Annotated in this window: 19 protein-coding genes and 1 pseudogene; 8 read left to right on the forward strand and 12 right to left on the reverse strand. The window is 70.4% G+C overall.

Annotated elements, in window-relative coordinates; genetic code table 11:
- Positions 1 to 50: 50 nt before the first annotated feature.
- On the reverse strand, positions 51 to 563 hold the full coding sequence (locus tag AC5DRG_RS23355; protein ID WP_491812565.1) for an EF-hand domain-containing protein: 513 nt from the start codon (positions 561 to 563) through the stop codon (positions 51 to 53).
- Between the two features lie 143 nt (positions 564 to 706).
- Entirely contained in the window at positions 707 to 1087 is a 381-nt protein-coding gene (locus AC5DRG_RS23360; protein ID WP_491812566.1) for an STAS domain-containing protein, read from the reverse strand.
- Positions 1088 to 1442: 355 nt separating this feature from the next.
- Between AC5DRG_RS23360 and AC5DRG_RS23365 the strand changes: the two genes are divergently transcribed.
- Together AC5DRG_RS23365 and AC5DRG_RS23370 are read left to right on the forward strand one after the other, a co-directional pair.
- Entirely contained in the window at positions 1443 to 2024 is a 582-nt protein-coding gene (locus AC5DRG_RS23365) for a sigma-70 family RNA polymerase sigma factor (RefSeq protein WP_491812567.1), read from the forward strand.
- The gene (locus AC5DRG_RS23370; protein WP_491812568.1) at positions 2021 to 3418 is read left to right on the forward strand and encodes a maleylpyruvate isomerase N-terminal domain-containing protein; all 1398 of its coding nucleotides are present in this window, start codon (positions 2021 to 2023) and stop codon (positions 3416 to 3418) included. Before AC5DRG_RS23365 ends, AC5DRG_RS23370 begins: the two co-directional genes overlap by 4 nt.
- Before the next feature lie 155 nt (positions 3419 to 3573).
- Here the strand turns inward: AC5DRG_RS23370 and purU are convergent, their stop codons facing one another.
- The gene (gene purU / locus AC5DRG_RS23375) at positions 3574 to 4455 is read right to left on the reverse strand and encodes a formyltetrahydrofolate deformylase (protein WP_491812569.1); all 882 of its coding nucleotides are present in this window, start codon (positions 4453 to 4455) and stop codon (positions 3574 to 3576) included.
- A gap of 46 nt (positions 4456 to 4501) precedes the next feature.
- The gene (locus AC5DRG_RS23380) at positions 4502 to 5002 is read right to left on the reverse strand and encodes an SCO4402 family protein (protein ID WP_491812570.1); all 501 of its coding nucleotides are present in this window, start codon (positions 5000 to 5002) and stop codon (positions 4502 to 4504) included.
- Between the two features lie 117 nt (positions 5003 to 5119).
- Between AC5DRG_RS23380 and AC5DRG_RS23385 the strand changes: the two genes are divergently transcribed.
- Positions 5120 to 6424 carry an ABC transporter substrate-binding protein gene (locus AC5DRG_RS23385; protein WP_491812571.1) on the forward strand — a complete coding sequence of 435 codons (1305 nt, stop codon included), beginning with the start codon at positions 5120 to 5122 and terminating at the stop codon, positions 6422 to 6424.
- A 3-nt stretch (positions 6425 to 6427) separates the two neighbouring features.
- Here AC5DRG_RS23385 and AC5DRG_RS23390 read toward each other — a convergent pair whose 3' ends face one another.
- Both AC5DRG_RS23390 and AC5DRG_RS23395 read right to left on the reverse strand, forming a co-directional pair.
- Positions 6428 to 8071: a hypothetical protein gene (locus tag AC5DRG_RS23390; protein WP_491812572.1), complete on the reverse strand. Its 1644-nt coding sequence runs from the start codon at positions 8069 to 8071 to the stop codon at positions 6428 to 6430.
- Between the two features lie 174 nt (positions 8072 to 8245).
- Positions 8246 to 9631 (reverse strand): NsdA family TPR-like regulatory protein, encoded by a 1386-nt coding sequence (locus tag AC5DRG_RS23395; RefSeq protein ID WP_491812573.1) that lies wholly within the window; start codon positions 9629 to 9631, stop codon positions 8246 to 8248.
- 294 nt (positions 9632 to 9925) lie between these two features.
- Here AC5DRG_RS23395 and AC5DRG_RS23400 point away from each other — a divergent pair, with 294 nt between their 5' ends.
- The 3 genes from AC5DRG_RS23400 (at position 9926) to AC5DRG_RS23410 (ending at position 13035) form a co-directional block, all read left to right on the forward strand.
- Positions 9926 to 10579: a bifunctional DNA primase/polymerase gene (locus tag AC5DRG_RS23400; RefSeq protein ID WP_491812574.1), complete on the forward strand. Its 654-nt coding sequence runs from the start codon at positions 9926 to 9928 to the stop codon at positions 10577 to 10579.
- A gap of 81 nt (positions 10580 to 10660) precedes the next feature.
- Positions 10661 to 11434 (forward strand): ABC transporter ATP-binding protein, encoded by a 774-nt coding sequence (locus AC5DRG_RS23405; protein WP_491812575.1) that lies wholly within the window; start codon positions 10661 to 10663, stop codon positions 11432 to 11434.
- Entirely contained in the window at positions 11431 to 13035 is a 1605-nt protein-coding gene (locus tag AC5DRG_RS23410) for a transporter (protein WP_491812576.1), read from the forward strand. Before AC5DRG_RS23405 ends, AC5DRG_RS23410 begins: the two co-directional genes overlap by 4 nt.
- A 14-nt stretch (positions 13036 to 13049) precedes the next feature.
- Here the strand turns inward: AC5DRG_RS23410 and AC5DRG_RS23415 are convergent, their stop codons facing one another.
- Together AC5DRG_RS23415 and AC5DRG_RS23420 are read right to left on the reverse strand one after the other, a co-directional pair.
- On the reverse strand, positions 13050 to 13922 hold the full coding sequence (locus tag AC5DRG_RS23415; protein WP_491812577.1) for an alpha/beta fold hydrolase: 873 nt from the start codon (positions 13920 to 13922) through the stop codon (positions 13050 to 13052).
- 604 nt (positions 13923 to 14526) lie between these two features.
- Positions 14527 to 15219: an iron-dependent transcriptional repressor DtxR gene (locus tag AC5DRG_RS23420; protein ID WP_491812578.1), complete on the reverse strand. Its 693-nt coding sequence runs from the start codon at positions 15217 to 15219 to the stop codon at positions 14527 to 14529.
- 283 nt (positions 15220 to 15502) lie between these two features.
- Here AC5DRG_RS23420 and AC5DRG_RS23425 point away from each other — a divergent pair, with 283 nt between their 5' ends.
- Positions 15503 to 16258 (forward strand): SIS domain-containing protein, encoded by a 756-nt coding sequence (locus AC5DRG_RS23425; RefSeq protein ID WP_491812579.1) that lies wholly within the window; start codon positions 15503 to 15505, stop codon positions 16256 to 16258.
- Between the two features lie 13 nt (positions 16259 to 16271).
- On the opposite strand, the gene AC5DRG_RS23430 is transcribed toward AC5DRG_RS23425, so the two are convergent.
- The 4 genes from AC5DRG_RS23430 to AC5DRG_RS23445 form a co-directional block, all read right to left on the reverse strand.
- Positions 16272 to 17684 (reverse strand): PAS domain-containing protein, encoded by a 1413-nt coding sequence (locus AC5DRG_RS23430; protein WP_491812580.1) that lies wholly within the window; start codon positions 17682 to 17684, stop codon positions 16272 to 16274.
- A gap of 130 nt (positions 17685 to 17814) precedes the next feature.
- Positions 17815 to 18192 carry a GNAT family N-acetyltransferase gene (locus tag AC5DRG_RS23435; protein ID WP_491812581.1) on the reverse strand — a complete coding sequence of 126 codons (378 nt, stop codon included), beginning with the start codon at positions 18190 to 18192 and terminating at the stop codon, positions 17815 to 17817.
- Positions 18185 to 18589: a RidA family protein gene (locus AC5DRG_RS23440; protein WP_491812582.1), complete on the reverse strand. Its 405-nt coding sequence runs from the start codon at positions 18587 to 18589 to the stop codon at positions 18185 to 18187. The genes AC5DRG_RS23435 and AC5DRG_RS23440 overlap by 8 nt, the downstream gene beginning before the upstream one ends.
- 56 nt (positions 18590 to 18645) lie before the next feature.
- Entirely contained in the window at positions 18646 to 19374 is a 729-nt protein-coding gene (locus tag AC5DRG_RS23445) for a DUF2625 family protein (protein WP_491812583.1), read from the reverse strand.
- A gap of 240 nt (positions 19375 to 19614) precedes the next feature.
- Here AC5DRG_RS23445 and AC5DRG_RS23450 point away from each other — a divergent pair.
- Positions 19615 to 19989: pseudogene (locus AC5DRG_RS23450) on the forward strand (DUF4240 domain-containing protein); the annotation flags it as partial.
- Between the last annotated feature and the right edge of the window lie 18 nt (positions 19990 to 20007).

Genomic DNA, 20007 nt, shown 5'->3' on the forward strand with positions numbered 1-20007 from the left:
CGCGACCAGCCACGACGGCGCCGCAGACGATCGACGGCGGTGCTTTGCCTCTACTCGGCGACTGTGAAGTAGCGGGCGAAAGAGGTGACGATCTCCGCCTCGCCCACCTTGCCGTCCGCGTCGGTGTCGAGAGTGGCGGCTGCAACTCGGGCAACTTCCTCAGGAGCGCCGAGAGCCTTGAGTACGCGCGCCGTGTCGGAGACGGTCGCGCGGCCGTCCCCGTCGGCGTCGGCGACGTCAAGGGCCGCGTGGAGGAAGGGGCGGGCGATCTCGGAGAAGCGGTCGGGGTTGTCGCGCAGGCGCTTGACCGCGCCGTTCACGAACTCGTCCCGGGTGATGCGCTGGTCGCCGTCCCGGTCCGCTATCCCCGCCATGCCCTGCCAGAACGCCTCCGCGCCGATGTACAGGGCCTGCCCCTTGTCGGAACGCGCCGCCGTGCCGAACTCCGCGAGCACCGACTTGGCCGCCGAACTGAAGTCCTCGCGGTCGATGTAGCCGTTGCCGTCCTGGTCGAAGGTGGCGAACCGGGCAGCGATCCTGCGCTCGTATTCGTTGCTGACCATGTCGTTTCCAGCCGCCTTACATCACGTGGGGGTGCTCCTGGCACGGAGCGTACGACGCCGGCGCCCGTCCCGGAGCACGAAAACGACCCTTGTGCCAAGACCGGGGGAATTTTGCGACAACGATGTGGCAAAGGCAGGGGCGCCTACGCCGACAGCGGGCTCGACTCCTCGCTCGTCGCCGCCGTGACGTCGATGTAGACGTCGAAGAGGCGGCGTACACCCAGGGCGCCGAGGACCCGGTTGACGTGGGAACCGTCGGCCGCGCCATGGGCCGGGAGGACCAGGCGCAGGCGGCCCCGGCAGGAGCGGAAGAGACGGCGGGCGGCGATGAGGACGCCGACACCGCTGGAGTCGCAGAACAGCACCTCGGAGAGGTCCAGGACGAGGCTGTGGCGGCCCTCGGCCACCGCGTCGTGCACCCGCTGGCGCAGCTCCGGCGACGTCACCAGGTCCAGCTCGCCCGACACCTTGAGCACGGCCCACTCACCCTGCTCGCCGCCTGTCACCTTGATTGTCACCACCACGCCTCTCGCTCGCCGGAAAACGGAAGCCATACCTACGCTTCCTTGCAGCGCGGCTGCCCAGCGGCGGTTCCCTGAAACACCGCGCCGGAAACGGAAACCGGTCGGGAGTGGCTTGTTCCAGTCGTATTCGATCCTGTTCGATCACCTTCACTCGAATTCGAGTCAGGTCTGATGTCGCGATGCGCGGGTAGTCACGACACAGCGGGACACAGGAGGTCAGGCGAAGGTCCACTACCACCGTCGCCTCCACAGGGGGCGCGCATTGCCACAAAGGGGCGTGCGGTGTCGGACGTGCCGACTACATTCGAGGAGACGGTGGACGCACGCTGGACACAAACACGGGTGAGGGGGACACATGGCGAACAAGGACGCACCGCCCCGCTGGGACCGCAAGATGCAGCAGCGGCTGGCACGCGGGGAGGCAGCGGCCCTCGGTGAGCTCTACGACCGGTTCGCTTCGCTCGTGCACGGTCTCGCCCATGTGGTGCTCGGGGACGAGCAAGCCGCCGACGGCATCACCCGCGAGGTCTTCATCCACGTCTGGGAACACCCCGAGGCCTACGACCCCAAGCACGGCCCCCTGCGTTCCTGGATCGCCTCGCTGACCCACCACCTCGCCGTGCAGCGGCTGCGCACCACCGAGACCGCCGCGCTCACCCAGGACGGCCACGGCTCCACGGAACAGCTGGAGTACAAGGTCCGCCGCGCCTCCGTCGCCGCCCGCGCCGACTACATCGTCCAGTCGATGCCCGCCCCACTGCGCGCCGCCCTGGAACTGGCCTACTTCCAGCGCCGCGACTACCGCCAGACCGCCGTCGACCTCGGCGTCACCGAGGACGAGGCCCGCCGCCGGCTCCGCCTGGGCCTGCAACTCCTGTCCACCGCCCACGACGTCGGCGCCCCCGGGGCACCGCCCGAATACGGGGGTGCGGTGTGAGCGGAGCGGACCGGTTCGAGGCGTACGACGAGCACGAGGGGCAGGACGGCAAGGACGAGGAGGGGCAGGAGGAGGCGGGGTACACCGAGCCCGGCGGGGAGAACGCCCGGCGGACCGGTGCGGACGGCACCGGTGGCCCCGGCGGTCCCGAGAACGGCGGCGGCACCGGGCAGGACGGCGACCAGTCGCCCCGCATACCCATGCCCCGCGCCTCCGTCGAGGACACCGGCCGCCCCCTGCCCGAGCTCGACGACTCCACCACGCCTCCGCCGCCCCCGCCCCTCGTCCTTGAGCACCGCGTCCTGACGTCCCTGCTCGGGGCGTGGGCGCTGGCCGCCTGCTCGCCGGAGGAGACGGTCGCCGTCGAGGAGCACCTCGGCGGCTGCGGCTCCTGCGCCGACGAGGCGCTGCGGCTGCGCGAGGCGGTCGGCCTGCTGCACCCCGCGGAGAGCCTCGACCTCGACCCGGCCCTGCGCACCCGCGTCCTGGACGGCTGCCTCGACCGGCGGCCGCCGCGTATCCCGGTGCCGGAGTGGGCGACGCCCTACGACGCCGAGAGTGCCCGCCTGGACGCCCTGCTCCAGGACATAGGGGACGCGGAGTGGCACGCGCCCGTGCGGCTGCGCTGGTTCGAGGGCGACGACGCGACGAGCCGTCGTACGACGGTCGCGGGAGTGATCGCCCACCTGCTCACCGTGGACGGCCTGGTCGGGATCGCGCTCGGCCTCGACGATCCGCTCGGCGAGACGGCACCGGCCGCGCAGACGCCGACGGCTCGCACCGAGGCGTACTGGCGTGCTTCGCACTTTCCGCCGACCCGGTCCGTGCGGGCGCCTTGGCGGGAGCAGAGCCACAATCTGGTGCGCACGGTGTCGTTCACGGGCAGCGGGGCCGGGAAGCTGGCTGTGCCGTACGGGGACTTCGAGTTGCCGTTGCACGATGCGATGCTCGACCGCGCCTTCGAGTGCTGGGTGCATGCGGAGGACATCGCTGAGGCCGTGGACTATCCGTACCAGCCGCCGGCCCCGCGTCATCTGAACAGCATGATCGACCTGGCGGCCCGCATGTTGCCTGCCGCACTGGCTGAGCGGCGTCGGAAGGGGCTGGCGTCACCTGGCCTCGGCCGGCACCTCGTCCCTGCGGGCGAGCCCGGGCGCAGCTTGCGGCTGGAGATCGAGGGGTCTGGGGGCGGGGAGTGGCTGATCCCTCTGGACTCGCCTGGTGCGGTGGGTTCCGCCGAGCGGGAGGTTGCGCATATCGCCCTGGACGACGTGGAGTTCTGTCAGCTGGCGGCCGGGCACGTGTCGCCGGAGGAGGCGGCGGCTGGGCAGTTGGGGGACCGGGAGGCGATCAGGGATGTGCTGTTCGCTGCGGCGAGCTTGAGCCGGATGTAGAGGGTCGGCTGCGGGCGAGTGGGGGCTGGTCGCGCAGTTCCCCGCGCCCCTTACCTAAGTGCAGTGGACGTGCCTTTTCTTCTAGGGGCGCGGGGAACTGCGCGACCAGCCACGAACCACCCGCAGCCGCCCATGCCACAGAAGCCCCCGACCCCTTAGGCGAACACAACCGTCCGACGCCCGTTGAGCAGAATCCGACGCTCCGCATGCCACTTCACGGCTCGCGCCAGCGCCTGGCACTCCACATCCCGCCCGATCGCGACCAGTTGGTCCGGCGTGACGCCATGCCCCACCCGCTCGACCTCCTGCTCGATGATCGGGCCCTCGTCGAGGTCGGCGGTGACATAGTGCGCCGTCGCCCCGATGAGCTTGACGCCCCGGGCGTGAGCCTGGTGATACGGCTTCGCGCCCTTGAAGCTCGGCAGGAAGGAATGGTGGATGTTGATGATCCGCCCGCTGAGCTGCTTGCAGAGGTCGTCCGACAGCACCTGCATATACCGGGCCAGCACCACCAGCTCGACGTCCTCTTCACGCACCAGCTCAAGCAGCCGCGCCTCCGCGTCCGCCTTGTTGTCCCTGCTCACGGGAATGTGGTGGAAGGGGATGTCGTAAGACCCCACGAGCTCGGCGAAATCGGTGTGGTTGGAGACCACGGCCGCGATCTCCACCGGAAGCGCCCCGATGCTGGCGCGGAACAACAGGTCGTTGAGGCAGTGGCCGAACTTGCTGACCATGAGGACGACCCGCATCTTGTCCTCGGCCCGGTGGATCTGCCAGTCCATGTGGAAGGAGTCACCGATGGCCGCGAAGCTCGCCCGCAGCTTGTCGAGGGTCACCGGCGATTCCGCCGAGAAGTGGACCCGCATGAAGAACAGCCCCGTGTCGTGGTCGCCGAACTGCTGGCTGTCCTCGATGTTGCATCCGGTCATGAAGAGGTAGCTCGACACGGCGTGCACAATGCCCTGCTTGTCGGGGCAGGAGAGGATGAGGACGTACTGCTCGGCGGGAGGGGCGGTGCGCGGGGACTGCTCGTTCATACAGGACAGGGTCCCATACCCGCAGGCCCGGGCGGACTGACGTCCGCTACGCGGACCGCGTCATGATCTTCAGCACCTCCAGCGTGCGCGGCGGGTCGTCCGGGTTCTCCCCGTCGGCCGTAGCCATCCGCACGTGCGCGTCCCGGGCCGCCCGCACCGCCTCCGGCCACCCGTGGTGGTCGACGTAGGCGGAGACCTGCGCGTCGGGGCCGACCTGGTGCATGATCCGCAGCACCCGCAGTACGGCCGTGTCGACGAGCGCGGCTTCCTGGGAGTCGCGGAAGATCGTGCCGACGTATTTCTCGGCGGACCAGTTGTCCAGCCAGGTGTCCTCGACGAGGCGGTAGACGGCGTCGGTGACGTCCCCGTACCCCTCGACACCGGCCAGCCAGACGTTCTGCTGGAACACCGGATCGGAGAGCATGTGCAGCGCGGAGCGCACATTGCTGCGCCAGCGCCACCACGGCATGTCGTTCAGTGGCATGCCGCCCATGGTGGATGAGCGACGGGCACGACGGGAAGAGTTCTCCGAGCTTTGCACGGTCATCGATCGTACGTTCCCTGTCACACTCGCCTCACCTGCCCCCGTAATTCACCTCCACGTCACCACATGTTGACCCGGGGTCACTTCCGGGTTAGTCATGTGGCGGAATCGTGCATGAGTATGACCGGCAGTCGACCCATGCGCAGCGCCTTCCTCTCGAGCCTCCCCCGCCCCGTCAGATCCGTCGCTCTGACCGCGGGCGCACTGGTGGCGTGTGTGTCGCTGACAGCCGGTTGCGGAGTCATCCCCGGCACCTCGGAGGACTCCGGGGGTGAGATCACCGTCATGACCTGGGCACCCCAGGGCACCAAGGCGACCAACAAGCCCGGTATGCCCGCATTCGCCCTGGCCTACGCCCGTTGGATCAACGCCCACGGCGGCATCAACGGCCGCAAGCTCAAGGTCCTGAACTGCAACGACAACAACGACAGCGTGGGCGCCTCGAAGTGCGCCCGGCGCGCCGTCAAGGAGAACGTCGTCGCGGTCATCGGCTCCTACAGCCAGTACGCCGACTCGTTCTTCCCGCCGCTGGAGGCCGCCGGCATCCCGTACATAGGCGGCTACGGCGTCACCAACAACGAGTTCACCCGCCCCATGTCCTACCCCGTCAACGGCGGCCAGCCCGTGCTCCTTGCCGGCCTCGGCAAGGAGCTCGCCGCGGCCTGCGGGCCCATCTCGCTGGTCCGCCCGGACTCCATCGCGGGCGACGAGCTGCCCGTCCTGCTCAACTCGGGCCTTGAGGCGGGCAGGCACAAGGACGCGGGCGACGTGCTGGCCGCGGAGGACGCCACCCAGTACTCGAACCAGTCGGCGAAGGCCCTCACACAGGCGACCACCAACGCCTCGAAGAAGGGGTGCGTGGTGCCCGCTCTCGGGGACCGCAACGACGCCTTCATGGACTCCTTCCGGCGTGACCGGGAGAACTACCCCGAGGTGAGCACCGCCACCGTGCTCGGCAGCGTCGACCAGACGACGATCGACGCGACCGGCGGGGCCTCCAGCCCTTACGAGGGCGCGTACATCACGGGCTGGTACCCGGTGTCGACCGACAAGCGCTGGGACGCGATGAAGAAGGTCATCAGCGAGCAGGCCTTCGGCGACAACCGCATCGACCCCGCGGACGCCGGTGTGCAGACCACATGGATCGCCTACTCCGTGTTCAAGCAGGTCGTCGAGTCGCTGGATGGCGGAGAGGTGAGCGCCGACACCGTACGGCGGACCCTCGACGACGGCTTCAAGGCCAGCACGGGCGGGCTCACGCCGACGCTCCGGTGGAAGTTCTCCGACAAGCTCGCGGCCGTCGGCTTCCCCCGCCTGGTCAACGCCGACGTGACCCTCCAGGTCGTACAGAAGGGCCGCCTGGTGTCCGCCAGGAACGGCTTCATCGACGTGACGAGCACGCTCATCAACGCCGACCTGGAGTGACGGCTACAGCTGGGTAGCCTGGCGCTCGGTCAGGTCGTACGTCGTCGCGATCGCGTTCCACAGCGGGGCGGCCTTGGCCTTCTGGGCGCTCGCGGTGCCGCTCGCCCGGTTGCCGGCCTGGGTCTGGCCGGTGGTGCGGGCGGTGCCCTTCTTGCAGACCTTGTTGTCGGCCGCCGCCTGGTCGGCCCACGCCGCGTAGTGGTTGTCGGCCTCCGCGGACGCCTTCCATGCCTTGGTGAGCGCGGTGGTCAGCGCGGCGTTGTTCGGCAGCTTGTCGACGGACAGTCCGGCGAGCCGGGTGACCAGCTCGGCGCGCTGCTTGGCGGCGGCACGCAGATCGGTGGCCGCCTGGCCCAGGTTGCCGCAGGTCTTCACGTTGGCGACCGCGTTGATCACGGACGTACGGCTGCTGCCGCTGTCGGCCAGCAACTCGTCCAGCGCCACGGCCTGTTGCTTGGCCACGTCGGCCGCCGCCGAGGAGGAACCCCCGGTCGTGGGCGCCGTGGCGGAGACGGTCTTGTTGTCGTCGTCGCTCTGGTCACCGCCGCCACCGCTCAGCAGGGCACCGGCGCCGATACCGACCACGGCGATCGCGATACCGACCCCCGCGATGAGCGGCACCCGCGAACGGGTCCGGCCACCCCAGTCGTCCCCGTCCCCGTCGCCGTGCGGCGGGGCGTAGGCGGGCTGCTGAGCGGCGTAGGGAGGCTGCTGGGCGCCGTACGGGGGCTGCTGCTGAGGCGGCTGGGGGTGCGGCTGCTGGAAGCGCGGCAGCTGCTGCGTGGCCGCGGCCGGGCTCTCGCTGCCCGGGCCGGTGCGGAAGAGGTTGTCGAACTCGGCCGGCGGCTGCCGGTCGTCGGGCCCGCCCGGCCGCAGCCCGTACGAGGCCGCGGCGGCCTGCGCGGCCACGGGCGGGATGAACTGCGTGGCGTCGGCGTCGGACCCGACCGCGGGCGGCAGCGGCGCGGACTGCGGGGCGTGTCCGAGGAACTGCGTCGCGTCCGACGGCACCTCGGGGGGCAGCGCCCCCGGGCCGACGGGCGGGATGTACTGGGTGGCTCCCTCGTCCGCCGGGGGCTGGGCGGCGACGGGGGGCAGGTAGTAGCTCGTCACGTCGGCGTCGACGGCGGGCGGCAGGGCACCTGCCTCGGGGGCGGCGTAGACGGCGGGCGGGAGCGCGCTGTCCGGGGCCGCCGGGCCGTTCTGGGCGTACGGGTTGTGCTGGTCCTGGCCGCCGTACGCGGAGTGCGGAGACTGCGCGTCGTACCCGCTGCCGCCGTACGCCGGAGCGGCGGGTGCCGTCGGCTCGGGCGGGCCCCACGGCTGGGCGGGCGGGGCGCTCCAGCCCTGGCCGGGCGGCGGGGGCGGGCTCTGGTACTGGCTCTGCTGCTGCTCGGGGCCCCACGGCTGACCCCAGGCCTGGCCCTCGGCCGGGGCCGGGGGCGGCGGGAGCTGCTGGCCGGGCTGCTGGCCCGCGTACGGGCCCGCCTGCTGCCCGTCGTACGGACCTGGCTGCTGTGCCCCGTACTGACCGCCGTGGCCGCTCGTCGTTCCCGGCAGCAGCGGCTCACCGCCGTCGGAAGGCAGCACGATGCCTTCGCGCGCGACTCGCGCCGAGGGCTCCTCGCCCTGTCCACTCTGCGTCACCGGGACTCCTACTAATGGGGGACCTTCGGAATCGTCGGCTCACGCTACCGGGTCCCCCGAGCCCGGTGCCACGCAGCACAGGACCTGACCTGCTTCCCTGTGACCGCAGTAACAAAACCGGGCTCATTTCCGCTATACACGCCCCCTTTCGCTTTTACACACCTTCTTCAACTGTCACGCGGCCGCCTGCAACTCCATCCGCGCCCCGAACTCCCGCACCACCGGCTCGTCCCGGTACGGCTCCAGGCGCTGCTGGAAGTCGTCCAGGTACTCGGCGCCGCGGTTGGACCGCAGACCGCCGAGCAGTTCCACGGCCTTGAGCCCGGTGTTGCACGCCTGCTCCACCTCGCGCTGCTGGACCTGCGCGGTGGCGAGCAGGATGTAGCCGATCGCCCGCCGGCGCGCCTTCGTCTCGGGGAGCCCGGCGAGGGACTCCTGCGCGCACCGGGCCGCCGCCTCGGCCTGTCCGAGGTCGCGGTGACAGTGCGCCAACTCGTCGGCGAGATAGGCCTCGTCGAAGTGCGTGATCCACGTCGGGTCGTCCCCGGAGTCCGGATCGGCCGCCTCCAGCGCGTTGACCGCGCGCGCGGACGCCGACTGCGCGGCCCTCGCGTCACCCATCAGCGCGTGCCCGCGGGCCTCCGCCGCGCAGAACATGGACTCCGCGCGCGGTGTCACCCGCCCGCGCGCCCCCTCCTGCGCCGCCCGCGCCAACTGCGCGATCTCGCGCGGGTTCCCGAGCTGCGCGGCGAGGTGGCTCATGGACGCGGCGAGGACGTATCCGCCGTACCCCCGGTCCCCGGCCGCCTGTGCCAGCCGCAGCGCCTGGATGTAGTACCGCTGGGCGAGCCCCGGTTGCCCGGTGTCGATGGCCATGTACCCGGCGAGTTCCGTCAACCGTGCGACGGCGGCGAAGAGTTCCCGCCCGATCGCCTCCCGGTAGGACCCCGCGAGCAGCCCGGAGACGACGCTGTTGAGGTAGTGCACGACGACCGGGCGCACATGCCCGCTGCCGTACTGGTGATCAAGGTCTACGAGCGCCTGCGTCATCGCGCGGACGGCCGCCACGTCGGACTGCCCGACCCTCGGTCCCGCCGAACGCGCCACCTGAGAATCCGGCGAGGAGATCAGCCAGTCGCGGCTCGGTTCGACGAGCGCGGAAGCGGCGACGGACGAACCGGACAGGAAGTCACGCCGTCCGACGTCACTGCGCCACAGCTCACACACCTGCTCGATGGCCCCCAGCACGGTCGGCGAGAACTGGAGACCGACGCCCGACGCGAGGTTCTTGCCGTTGGCCATGCCGATCTCGTCGATCGTGACCGTACGGCCGAGTTTGCGCCCGAGTGCCTCGGCGATGATCGCCGGGGCGCGTCCGCGCGGCTGCTGTCCGCGCAGCCAGCGCGCGACGGACGTCTTGTCGTAGCGCAGGTCGAGTCCGTGCTCGGCACCGCACATGTTGACGCGGCGGGCCAGCCCGGCGTTCGAGCAGCCCGCTTCCTGGATGAGCGCCTGCAGCCGTTCGTTCGGCTGCCGCGCGACGAGAGGCCTTGCGGCCATTGGCGTACCCCCTGTGGCTGCGGTGCCTGCCCACGCACCGAGTTGACGTGTCTTCCACCGAAAAGATCCGGCCGAGAAGATCAATGCCCCACAGACGTGACGAAAATGCGAGGCATGCGAGGATTGCCGGGGTAAAGGCGGAAGCCGACCCCACGAGTGATTACCCAGCAACCACCGCAGATCCTCCTGCGCGCCCCCACACATGCATCCATGCGCCCCATATGCGGAATCGATGCTCCTCCCCCGCGCGCGCTACCCCCGTAACTCCAGGTGGGCGGGGGAGTTGAGTTGAGCGTGGAAGACACGATCGCGAGCACCGAAGCCGCCCAGATTCCGAAGCAGCGCGGGGAATCGCTGCTGGAGACCGCCGTTCGCTATGCCGAGGAGCGCCACTGGGACGTGTTCCCGGGCACCTGGCTGGAAGCCGTCGACGGGGTGCAGCACTGCTCGTGTAGTGACGCCGCGTGCGCCCTGCCCGGCGCGCATCCGGCGCGGGAGGACTGGGCGACGCAGGCGACCGGCAGTGCGACCGTCGCTCGGCGGATGTGGCAGAGGCAGCCGGCTTCGTCGATCTTGCTGCCTACTGGGCGTACGTTCGACGCGGTGTCCGTCCCGGAGACTGCGGGGTTTCTCGCTCTGGCCCGTATGGAGCGGATGGAGTTGACGCTTGGGCCTGTGACGTTGACGCCTGATCGTCGGATGCAGTTCTTTGTGTTGCCGGGGGCTTCTGTGAAGGTGCCGGAGTTGGTGCGGAAGATGGGGTGGGCGCCGTCCTCGCTTGATCTGGTCGCGCTGGGTGAGGGGGCTTATGTGGCTGCGCCGCCTACTCGGTTCGGGTCTCGGGGGGCTGTGCAGTGGGCTTGTCGGCCTACGCCTGCCAATCGGTGGTTGCCGGATGCGGAGGAGTTGATCTCGCCGCTCGCCTATGCGTGTGGGCGCGATCGGTAGTTCGGCGACTGACGGTTGTTCGTGGCTGGTCGCGCAGTTCCCCGCGCCCTTAGGTGCGTCTCCTGAACGTAGGGTTCGGGCATGACGTCTGCCGCTGTTCGCGTTCACGGGCTCTGGAAGCGGTTTGGGCAGCAAGTCGCCGTTGCCGGGATCGATCTGGAGTTGCCCGCAGGGAAGTTCATCGGGCTGGTCGGGCCGAACGGCGCCGGCAAGACCACTACCCTCTCCATGGTCACCGGGCTGCTGCGGCCCGATCATGGGACCGTTGAGGTCGTCGGGCGGGACGTTTGGCGGGACCCCGTCGAAGTGAAGGCTCGGATCGGGGTTCTGCCCGAAGGGCTGCGGCTCTTCGAGCGGCTCTCCGGGCGGGAACTGCTGGGCTACTCGGGGCGGTTGCGGGGGTTGCCCGGGGGTGAGGTCGACAAGCGGGCCGCGCAACTGCTCGATGTGCTCGATCTGGCCGGGGCCCAGCACAAGCTCGTCGTCGACTACTCGACCGGTATGCGCAAGAAGATCGGGCTCGCGGCCGCCCTCCTCCACAATCCCGAAGTCCTCTTCCTGGACGAGCCGTTCGAGGGTGTCGATCCCGTGTCGGCGCAGATCATCCGCGGGGTCCTGGAGCGCTACACCGCCTCCGGGGCCACCGTCGTCTTCTCCTCCCATGTGATGGAGCTGGTCGAGTCGCTGTGCGACTGGGTCGCGGTGATGGCCGCCGGGCGCATCCGCGCGCACGGCACGCTCGCCGAGGTGCGCGGCGACGCCCCCTCCCTCCAGCAGGCGTTCCTCGAACTCGTCGGCGCGAACGGCCGGGACCACGGCAGCGACCTCGACTGGCTGGGCGGCGGGGCCCGGTGAGCGCCGGTACGGGCACGGCGTCGATCACCCCCGTCGTCGTACGGCTGAAGTTGTCGTTGCTGCGCAACGGGCTGCGGCAGTCCGGCGGACGGCGGGCCGCGTATGTCGCGTCGGCCGTCCTCACGCTGCTCGTCGGCTTTCTGCAGCTGCTCGGGCTGATCGCGTTGCGCGGGCACGCGCATGGCGCGTCCGTGGTCGTGTTGCTGGTGGCGGTGATGGCGCTGGGCTGGGCCGTGATGCCGCTGTTCTTCCCGGGCGGCGACGAGACCCTCGATACGACGCGCCTGGTCATGCTCCCGCTGCGCCCCCGCCCGCTGGTGCGCGCCCTGCTCGCGGCCTCGCTGGTCGGCATCGGGCCACTGTTCACGCTCAGCCTGTTCGTCGGCTCGGTGATCTCGGTGGCGCACGGCGGGGCGGCCTACGTCACCGGTGTCGTCGCCGTCGTCCTGGCGCTGCTGGTGTGCGTGGCCCTCTCGCGGGCCGTCGCCGCCGCCAACATCCGGTTGCTGACCAGCCGCAAGGGCCGTGATCTGGCGGTGCTGAGCGGGCTGGTGATCGCGATCGGGGCGCAGCTCGTCAACTTCGGGGCGCAGCGGCTGGGTTCCTCCGGGCTCGCCCAACTCGACGGTCCGGCCGATGCGTTGAAGTGGGTGCCGCCCGCTTCGGCGATCGGTGCCGTGGACTCGGTGAGCGAGGGATCGTACGGGATCGCGCTGCTCCAACTCGCCCTGAGCGTCGCCGCCTTGGTGGGGCTGCTGAGGATGTGGTCGCGGCATCTGACCCGGCTGATGACCGCGCCCGACGGCTCCACACTCCAGGCCGCCGAACCGGCCGCGCGTGAGCGGACCTCGACGGGCCTGTCCCGGCTGCTGCCGTCCGGCCGCACCGGCACGGTCATGGAACGCAGCCTGCGCTACATCTGGCGCGACCCCAAGACCAAGGCCGCCTGGGTGACGTCCCTGGCCATCGGCCTGATCGTGCCGCTGTTCAACGCGCTCCAGGGCACCGGCTCGATCTACTTCGCATGCTTCGCCGCCGGCATGCTCGGCGTACAGATGTACAACCAGTTCGGGCAGGACACGTCCGCGTTCTGGATGGTCGCCATGACGATCTCGTCCTCCCGTGACGCCTACGTCGAACTGCGCGGCCGTGCCCTCGCGTTGCTGCTGATCACCCTGCCGTACGCGACGCTGGTGACCGTCCTGACGACCGCCATGCTCGGCGACTGGCCCAAGCTGCCCGAGGTGCTCGGGGTGTCCTTCGCGCTGCTCGGCGCGATGCTGGCGACCGGCGCGTGGGCGTCGGCCCGCTTCCCGTACTCCATCCCGCAGGAGGGCTACAAGAACGTGGCCCCCGGGCAGGCCGGCCTCGCCTGGATCGCGATCTTCGGCGGCATGGTCGGCGCCGCGCTGCTCTGCGCCCCCGTCATCGCCCTGACGATCTGGCTGAACGTGAGCGCGGACGGCGACGACTGGACCTGGTTGCTGCTGCCGATCGGCACGGCGTACGGGGCGGCGATCACCCTGCTCGGGCTGAAGCTGGCGGCGCCCCGGACGGCACAGCGGCTGCCGGAGATCCTGGCGGCGGTCAGCAAGGGCTGAGGTCCCTACGGGGCTCAGCTGGCGAGGACGCCGTCCAGGAACGGCTCGATGGCCGTTCGCCAGGCCTCCGGCTGGTCGTAGTGGACGAGGTGGCCGGCGCCGGACACCTCCGCGTACTCGCCGCGGGGCAGGACGCGGACCATCTCCTGGGCCTCCGCCCGGCCCAGCTCGCCGTCGAGGCCGCGGACGACGAGTGCGGGGCACTGGACCTGGGCGAGTTCCTCCCAGTGCGCGTCGTACACCCATGTCTCGCGGGACTTGAGCATCTGCTGGGGTTCGAAGACGGGGCGCCAGCCGTCGGGGGACTCGTGCATCACCTCGGCGTAGAACTCGCCACGCGACGGAATCGGGCGCTCCACCCAGGGGTCGTCCTCGCCGAACCACTTGCGTACGTCGGCGAGGGTGGCGAAGGGGACGGGCCAGGCCTTGAACCAGTCCGCCCACTCGCGCTGCGAGGCCGCGCCGAGTGCGGAGGCCCGCATGTCGCAGATGATCAGGGCGCGCACCAGGTCGGGGCGTTTGGCGGCGAGCTGCCAGGCGGTCAGCGCGCCCATCGCGTGGCCGATGAGGACGGCCGGGCCCAGACCCAGCTGTTCGAGGGCGGCCTCGGCGTCCTCCACGTAGGCCTCGCGGGTGAACGCCCCCTCGGGCGGCTTGTCGCTCTGGCCGTGGCCGCGCTGGTCGAGGGCGACGGCACGGTGGCGCTCGGAGAGCCAGCGGGCGGCGGACGCCCAGTGGGAGGCGCGGCCCATGAGGCCGTGCAGTAAGAGCACGCCGGGCTCCTGGTCGGGCCCGGGGTGCGCCGGGTCGGTCTTGGGAGGGTCGCCGAACTCCCAGGCGGCAAGGCGTACGCCCCCCGCCCCGGTCACGTCGATGCGTCGCGCCATAGGTCCTGGCACCCCCCTAGCTCCGCTCGGACCGCTCGCTCCCGCTTCGAGCCGCCGGTCCTGAGAACCGCGTCCTGCCTGCCGTCGTACCGCTGTCCCGTTCGTTGCCCTGGTGATCGATGACCTGATGATCGATCACCTGATGATGCCTCGATGATGCCCTGAGATTATCGAAAACTCATTCGAAAAAGCTGTGTCTACGCTCAACACCCCTCATTCGAGTGACCTCGCTCAAGGAATGATCGCCGCCACCGGGGGGAGATCTTCTGCGGGAGGCGGACCGCTCGGGGAAAACGGTCCGAGGGGAATGACCCTGGGAGCTCGGGGCTCCGGGTCAGCGCAGGGGAGGACAGGCCCCGGCGCCTCACGGCGCCGGGGCCCTCCAGACGACTGCGGCACATCCTCCCGCCCCCTCAGGTCATATGCCTCACGCGACAGCCTCGCACGCGAAGCGTCCGAGCGCTGCGATTCGGTGCAGTGAATCTTCGATTCGACGAGATCGCCGGAACGCCACAACTGCCCCACCCGCCACAGGAGTTGACAACTCCCTGTAAGGCGCGGGGCAATGCCTCGCTACGACGGTGCCGCGACGGTGCTACGACGATCAGCGCTTCGCCACGAACACATGCGAGGCGATCTCCGACTCCAGCTCGGCCGCCTCACCGCCGCTGCCCACCAGCACCCCGCCCGCGGACTCCGTCACGCTCACCACCGAGCCGGGCTGCACGCCCGCCCGGCGCAGCGTGTACATCAGCTGCGCGTCCGTCTGGATCGGCTCGCCGATCCGGCGCACGACGACCGTCTTGCCGTCGATCCCCGGGTCGAGCTCGGCCAGCGACACCATGCCCTCGTCGAGGAAGGGGTCGGCGCCGTCCTTCTCGCCCAGCTCCTCCAGGCCCGGGATCGGGTTGCCGTACGGCGACTCGGTGGGGTGGCGCAGCAGCTCAAGCACGCGCCGCTCCACCGCCTCGCTCATCACGTGCTCCCAACGACACGCCTCCGCGTGCACCTGCTCCCACTCCAGGCCGATCACGTCGACGAGCAGACACTCCGCGAGGCGGTGCTTGCGCATCACACGGGTCGCCAGCCGGCGGCCCTCGTCGGTGAGCTCCAGGTGGCGGTCGCTGGCCACGGCCACCAGACCGTCGCGCTCCATGCGCGCCACCGTCTGGCTGACCGTGGGCCCGCTCTGGTCGAGCCGCTCGGCGATTCGGGCGCGCATGGGGACCACACCTTCCTCTTCCAGCTCGAGGATGGTGCGGAGATACATCTCCGTGGTGTCGATCAGTCCGGACATACGTGCCCCTCGATTACCTCTGCCCGAAGCTCGGCGGCTCCGCGGCGCGTGCGCTGGCCCTGGCCTCAATTCTGACGCATCCCACTGACAACCGTGCCGCGCCGTTGAAACCAGGGGGTTACGTGGACGTACGCGGACCGAAGTGACGCGCGTAGTCATACGGAACCGGGGGTGGAAGTACATCTCCGCCGCCCTCATGGCCGTAATGGCACCACCGTATTGACACCGCACTGGTCCAGACCGCACCGTGATCCGCGGCACACCCACACCGGGAGGGACCCGCATGAGCGACGGCAAGCTGGCCGGGCAGTTCTTCGACGCCGCGATCGACCTGCTCCAGCAGGTCCGCGACGAGGGAGCCGAGCCCATCACCGCGGCCGGCACGCTCCTCGCCGACACCGTCGCCGCCGGCGGGCGCTTGTTCGCCTTCGGCGCCGGGCACTCCTCGCTCGCCGCCCAGGACATCGTCTACCGCGCCGGCGGCCTCGCCCTGATGAACCTGCTCGCCGTGCCCGGCGCGGTCGGCGTCGACGTCATGCCGGCCACCCTCGGCTCCGCCCTGGAGCGCGTCGACGGCCTCGCGACCGCCGTCCTCGACACGTCCACGCTCCGCGCGGGCGACGCCCTCGTGATCATCTCGCTCTCCGGCCGCAACGCGCTCCCGGTGGAGATGGCCCAGCACGCCCGCGCGCTCGGAGTGAAGGTCATCGGCGTGACCTCGGTGGCGTACGCCTCGGAGACGACGTCACGGCACGCCTCGGGGACGTACCTGAAGGACCACTGCGACATCGTCCTCGACTCGAAGATCCCGATCGGCGACGCGGAACTCACCCTCGACACCATCCCGGCCCCCTTCGCCCCCGCCTCCACGGTCGTCACCGCGGCCCTCCTCCAGGCCGTCATGGCCACGGCGGCCGGCGTGCTGGCGGACCGCGGCATCGAGCCCCCGCTGCTGCGCTCCGGGAACGTCGACGGCGGCCACGAGTGGAACAGCCGCGTGTTCGAGAAGTACGCGGACCGGATCTTCTACCGCCGCTGAGGCGACAGGCTCGCTACCGCTCCCTCTCCTCCGCCGCCAGATCCAGGGCCGCCGCGATCCGTACGGCCACGTCCTCGGCGTAGACCGCGTCGGACCGCTCGAACTGGCTGCGCCCGGACCCCCGTAGGAACGTCACGACACCCAGCGTCCGCCCCCGGCTGCGCAGCACCGCGCACAGCGCGTGCACCGTGTCCGTCGGCCACCGCCGCGCCAGGGCCCATTCGCGGGCCTGCTCTGCCGGTACGGTGCCCACGCTCGCGCGCACGGATCCGGCCCGCTCCACGCACTGCAGGGCGGGATGCCCGGTGCCGTACCGCACGGGCAGCCCGGCCTGCCCGGTCAGCAGGCTCGGCCCGGGCGCTCCGGAGGGCGTGGCGGCGACCCGTACCAGACGCACCGGCACCGACAGCTCGCCGTCGGCCACCGGCGCGCCCGCCACCCGGTCGACGAGGGCGTGGTCGGCGAAGCCGGCGAGCGAGAAGTCCAGGTGGACCGTGGCAGCCTCCCGCGGGTCCTCGCACTCGGCGGCGGCCCGCGCGGCCCGGTGCAGCTGGTTGGTGCGGAAGCGCAGCAGAGCCGCCTCCTGCTCGCCCTGCTTGGACTCGGTGATGTCCTGGAACAGCCAGCCGACGCCCAGCGGAACCGGCTCCTCCGCGAGCGGCGAGGCCAGCCGCAGGAACCCACTGCGCCAGCAGCGCCGCTGCTCGCCCTCCGGAGTGCGCACACTCACCCAGATCTCGGCGGGCGCGGGCGGGGCGCCCTCGGCGAGGACATGCGTGAGCGCGCTCTCCAGCTCCTCGACACCCTGGGCGAGCAGCTCGCCGAGCGGCCGCCCCAGGACGGACGTACGGCCGATGCCCAGCGACCGGGCCGCATGCGCGTTGACGACGGCCGGCCGCAGATCCGCGTCGACCAGCACGACACCCCAGCTCGCGTCCTCGAACAACGCCTCGCTCAGCGCGATCGACCGCTCCAGATCGATCTGCGCGTGCACCTCGCTGAAGGCGCAGTACAGCCCGGCGGGCTTCCCGTCGGGCCCGCGCACGGCAGCCGACTGCGTCCGTACGAGCACCCGCCCGCCGTCCTTGGTCAGCAACGCGAACTCGTGCACCTGCCGCCCGGGCGCCTGCATGGCGGACAGCAGCCGCCCCTCGATCTCCTCGGCGTCGGCACTGCGCACGGCCCACCCGGCGAACCCGTGCCGCCCGACGGCCTCGGCGGCGGTCCAGCCGAGAATCCGCTCGGCCTCCCGGTTCCAGTGAGTGACGACCCCGTCGGCGTCGAACGCGCACAGCGCCGCGTCCATGCCATCCAGCAGCGCGGCAAGCAGATCGGACCCACCAGGGCCCTCCGGACCGACCCGCTCGGGCTCGGGCTCGTCCGGCCCCAGCTCGTCGGTGGTCCCACTACGCCGGGAAGCACTCACCTGGACCCCCTGCAGGCTGCGTCCGCAGTAACGGCGCGTCGATTCGCTCACTAACAATCATTCAACTCGAACGTGACGCAGCACACACCGGGTTCCCGCAAGATTGGGGGAATCGTTGTACGCCGGAAACTCACGCCTGCCCGAGCCTCAGGTCGATCCACAGGTCGCTCTCCCCCGGCAACACATACCGCTCGACCTCGACAAACCCACGCGCGAGCGCGAACCGCAGCCCGTCCTCATCGGCAGCAGCACGCGCGCGATAAGGGTCGCCACGGCCTCGTCCCCCCTCGGGAGGCCGAACGGTCGAGCGCCCAACGAGTACGTCCCCGACATAGGCGTTCTCCAGCCGGTACCGCCCGCTCCGCTCCCGCACGGCATCGAGGGACATGGCAGCAGGCGGCACGATCACGTTGTGCACATGCCGCCACTCACCGAGCATGGCGGCACCGTCCACCGGCGCCACCCGAAACCCCAAGGGAAGATCGGAAAGATCGGGGAGATCAGGCATCCCCCGGCCGCCTCGCATAGACCTCGATCTCGAACTTCATACGAGGATCCGAGAGCCCGCACACCATCATCGTCGCCGCCGGCCGCACCTCCCGGAACACCCGCCGCAGCACCGGCCAGCACGGCTCGAAGTCCTCCCGCGCGGGCAGCAGATACCGCACCCGCACGACATCGGCGAACGAACACCCCGCCTCCGCCAGCGCGGCCCCGACATTACGCAGACACTGCTCGGCCTGCTCCACGACGTCATCCGAGATCGTCATCGCCGCGTAGTCGAACCCGGTCGTCCCCGACACATGCACCCAGTCCCCGTCGACCACAGCACGCGCGTACCCGATCTGCTCCTCAAAGGTCGACCCACTCAGAATCGCCCACCGCCCCGCACGCTTATCCGCCATGCGCGGAACGCTAAATGATCAGCACGGGGCCGTCCATGAGGGAAATCCCCACTCGGCTATACAACCCCGAGAAACCCAGGCCCCACCCCGTCGAACCGCGAGCAGAACTCCGCGTTCAACCCCAGCAGTTCAGCCATGGCCACAGGCCGACGACTGGTTCCCGCCAGGTCCTCCCGAGCCTCACGGGACCACAGGAACGGGACAATCGACAACCCTTGATTCCCCGACAGGTCCCCCACCTCGTCCCGGCAGCCACGCCACCGCAGTCCGTCGTAGAACCCCCCGATCCCGCCGCCCAGAACCCACGGCAACCAAGCCGCATACCCCGCCTCCAGCGGCTCCCACCGCAACGAGTCCGGAGCGAGGTAGACCATCTCGCCGGGCTCACCGGGCCGCCCGACGGCAGCGCAGTCACCGCCGTTGAGCACGAAGACACCCCCGAGAACGTCGTGCGCCACGACGAGCCCGCCCTCCGGTGCCCACGCCGCGTCGAAGCCCACCGGAAATCTGTTGACCTGCGCCAGCCCAGGCATCCCCACCGGGTCGTCCGCCCTCGGACTCCCGTACACCCGAAGCCACCCGTCATCGACCAGCAACCCACCACTGCACAAGGCCACAGCCCCGAGAAACGACCGGGAAGTCACCTGCATCTGCAACAGAGCCGCCCTCCCCCGCTCCTCATCAGCCGCCAGCACCCGCACCGGCACAGAGGCCGACGCCACCTCCTCCATCAGCACCGGCCAGGCAGGATCCTCGGCATCGGTCAACTCGGTCAGCGCACGCATGGGCACATGCTCGCACCGGGCGTTGTCAGACCCCGCTGGCAAGGTACCCAGCCATGAAGACGGACGAGTTCTGGAAACTCATCGAGACAGCACGCTCGAACACAACACCCGACCACCCCTTGGACCAGGCGCTCGTGGCCCTTCTGACCCACCGCCCCAAGCACGACATCCTGGAATACCAGGAACTTCGACGCCCTCCACGACGCCCTCTACCGCTGGGACGTCTGGGCCGCCGCCTACCTCATAGGAGGCGGCTGCTCCGACGACAGCTTCATGGACTTCCGCGCCGGCCTGATCGCCCAAGGACGCACCTGGTACGAGCGTGCCGTGGCCGCCCCCGACAGCCTCGCCGACCACCCCGAGGTCATCGCCGCAGCCTCCGACTTCGAGGACCGTGCGCTCTTCTACGAGGAGGTCAACTACTGCGCCGCCGAAGCCTACGAGCACCTCACCGGCGACCGGGACGACTTCTACGCGGCCTGGAAGCGGTACGAGGCCGACCGCCCGGACCGCGGTCCCGGGACCGACATGGGGGAGGACTTCGACTTCGACGATGCGGGCGAGATGCGGCGGAGGCTGCCGCGGCTGGCCGGGCTCTTTCTCTCCGATGGCTGAGGGACGCCTTTAACAGCA

It is taken from the genome of Streptomyces sp. JLBG701, from assembly GCF_058544905.1.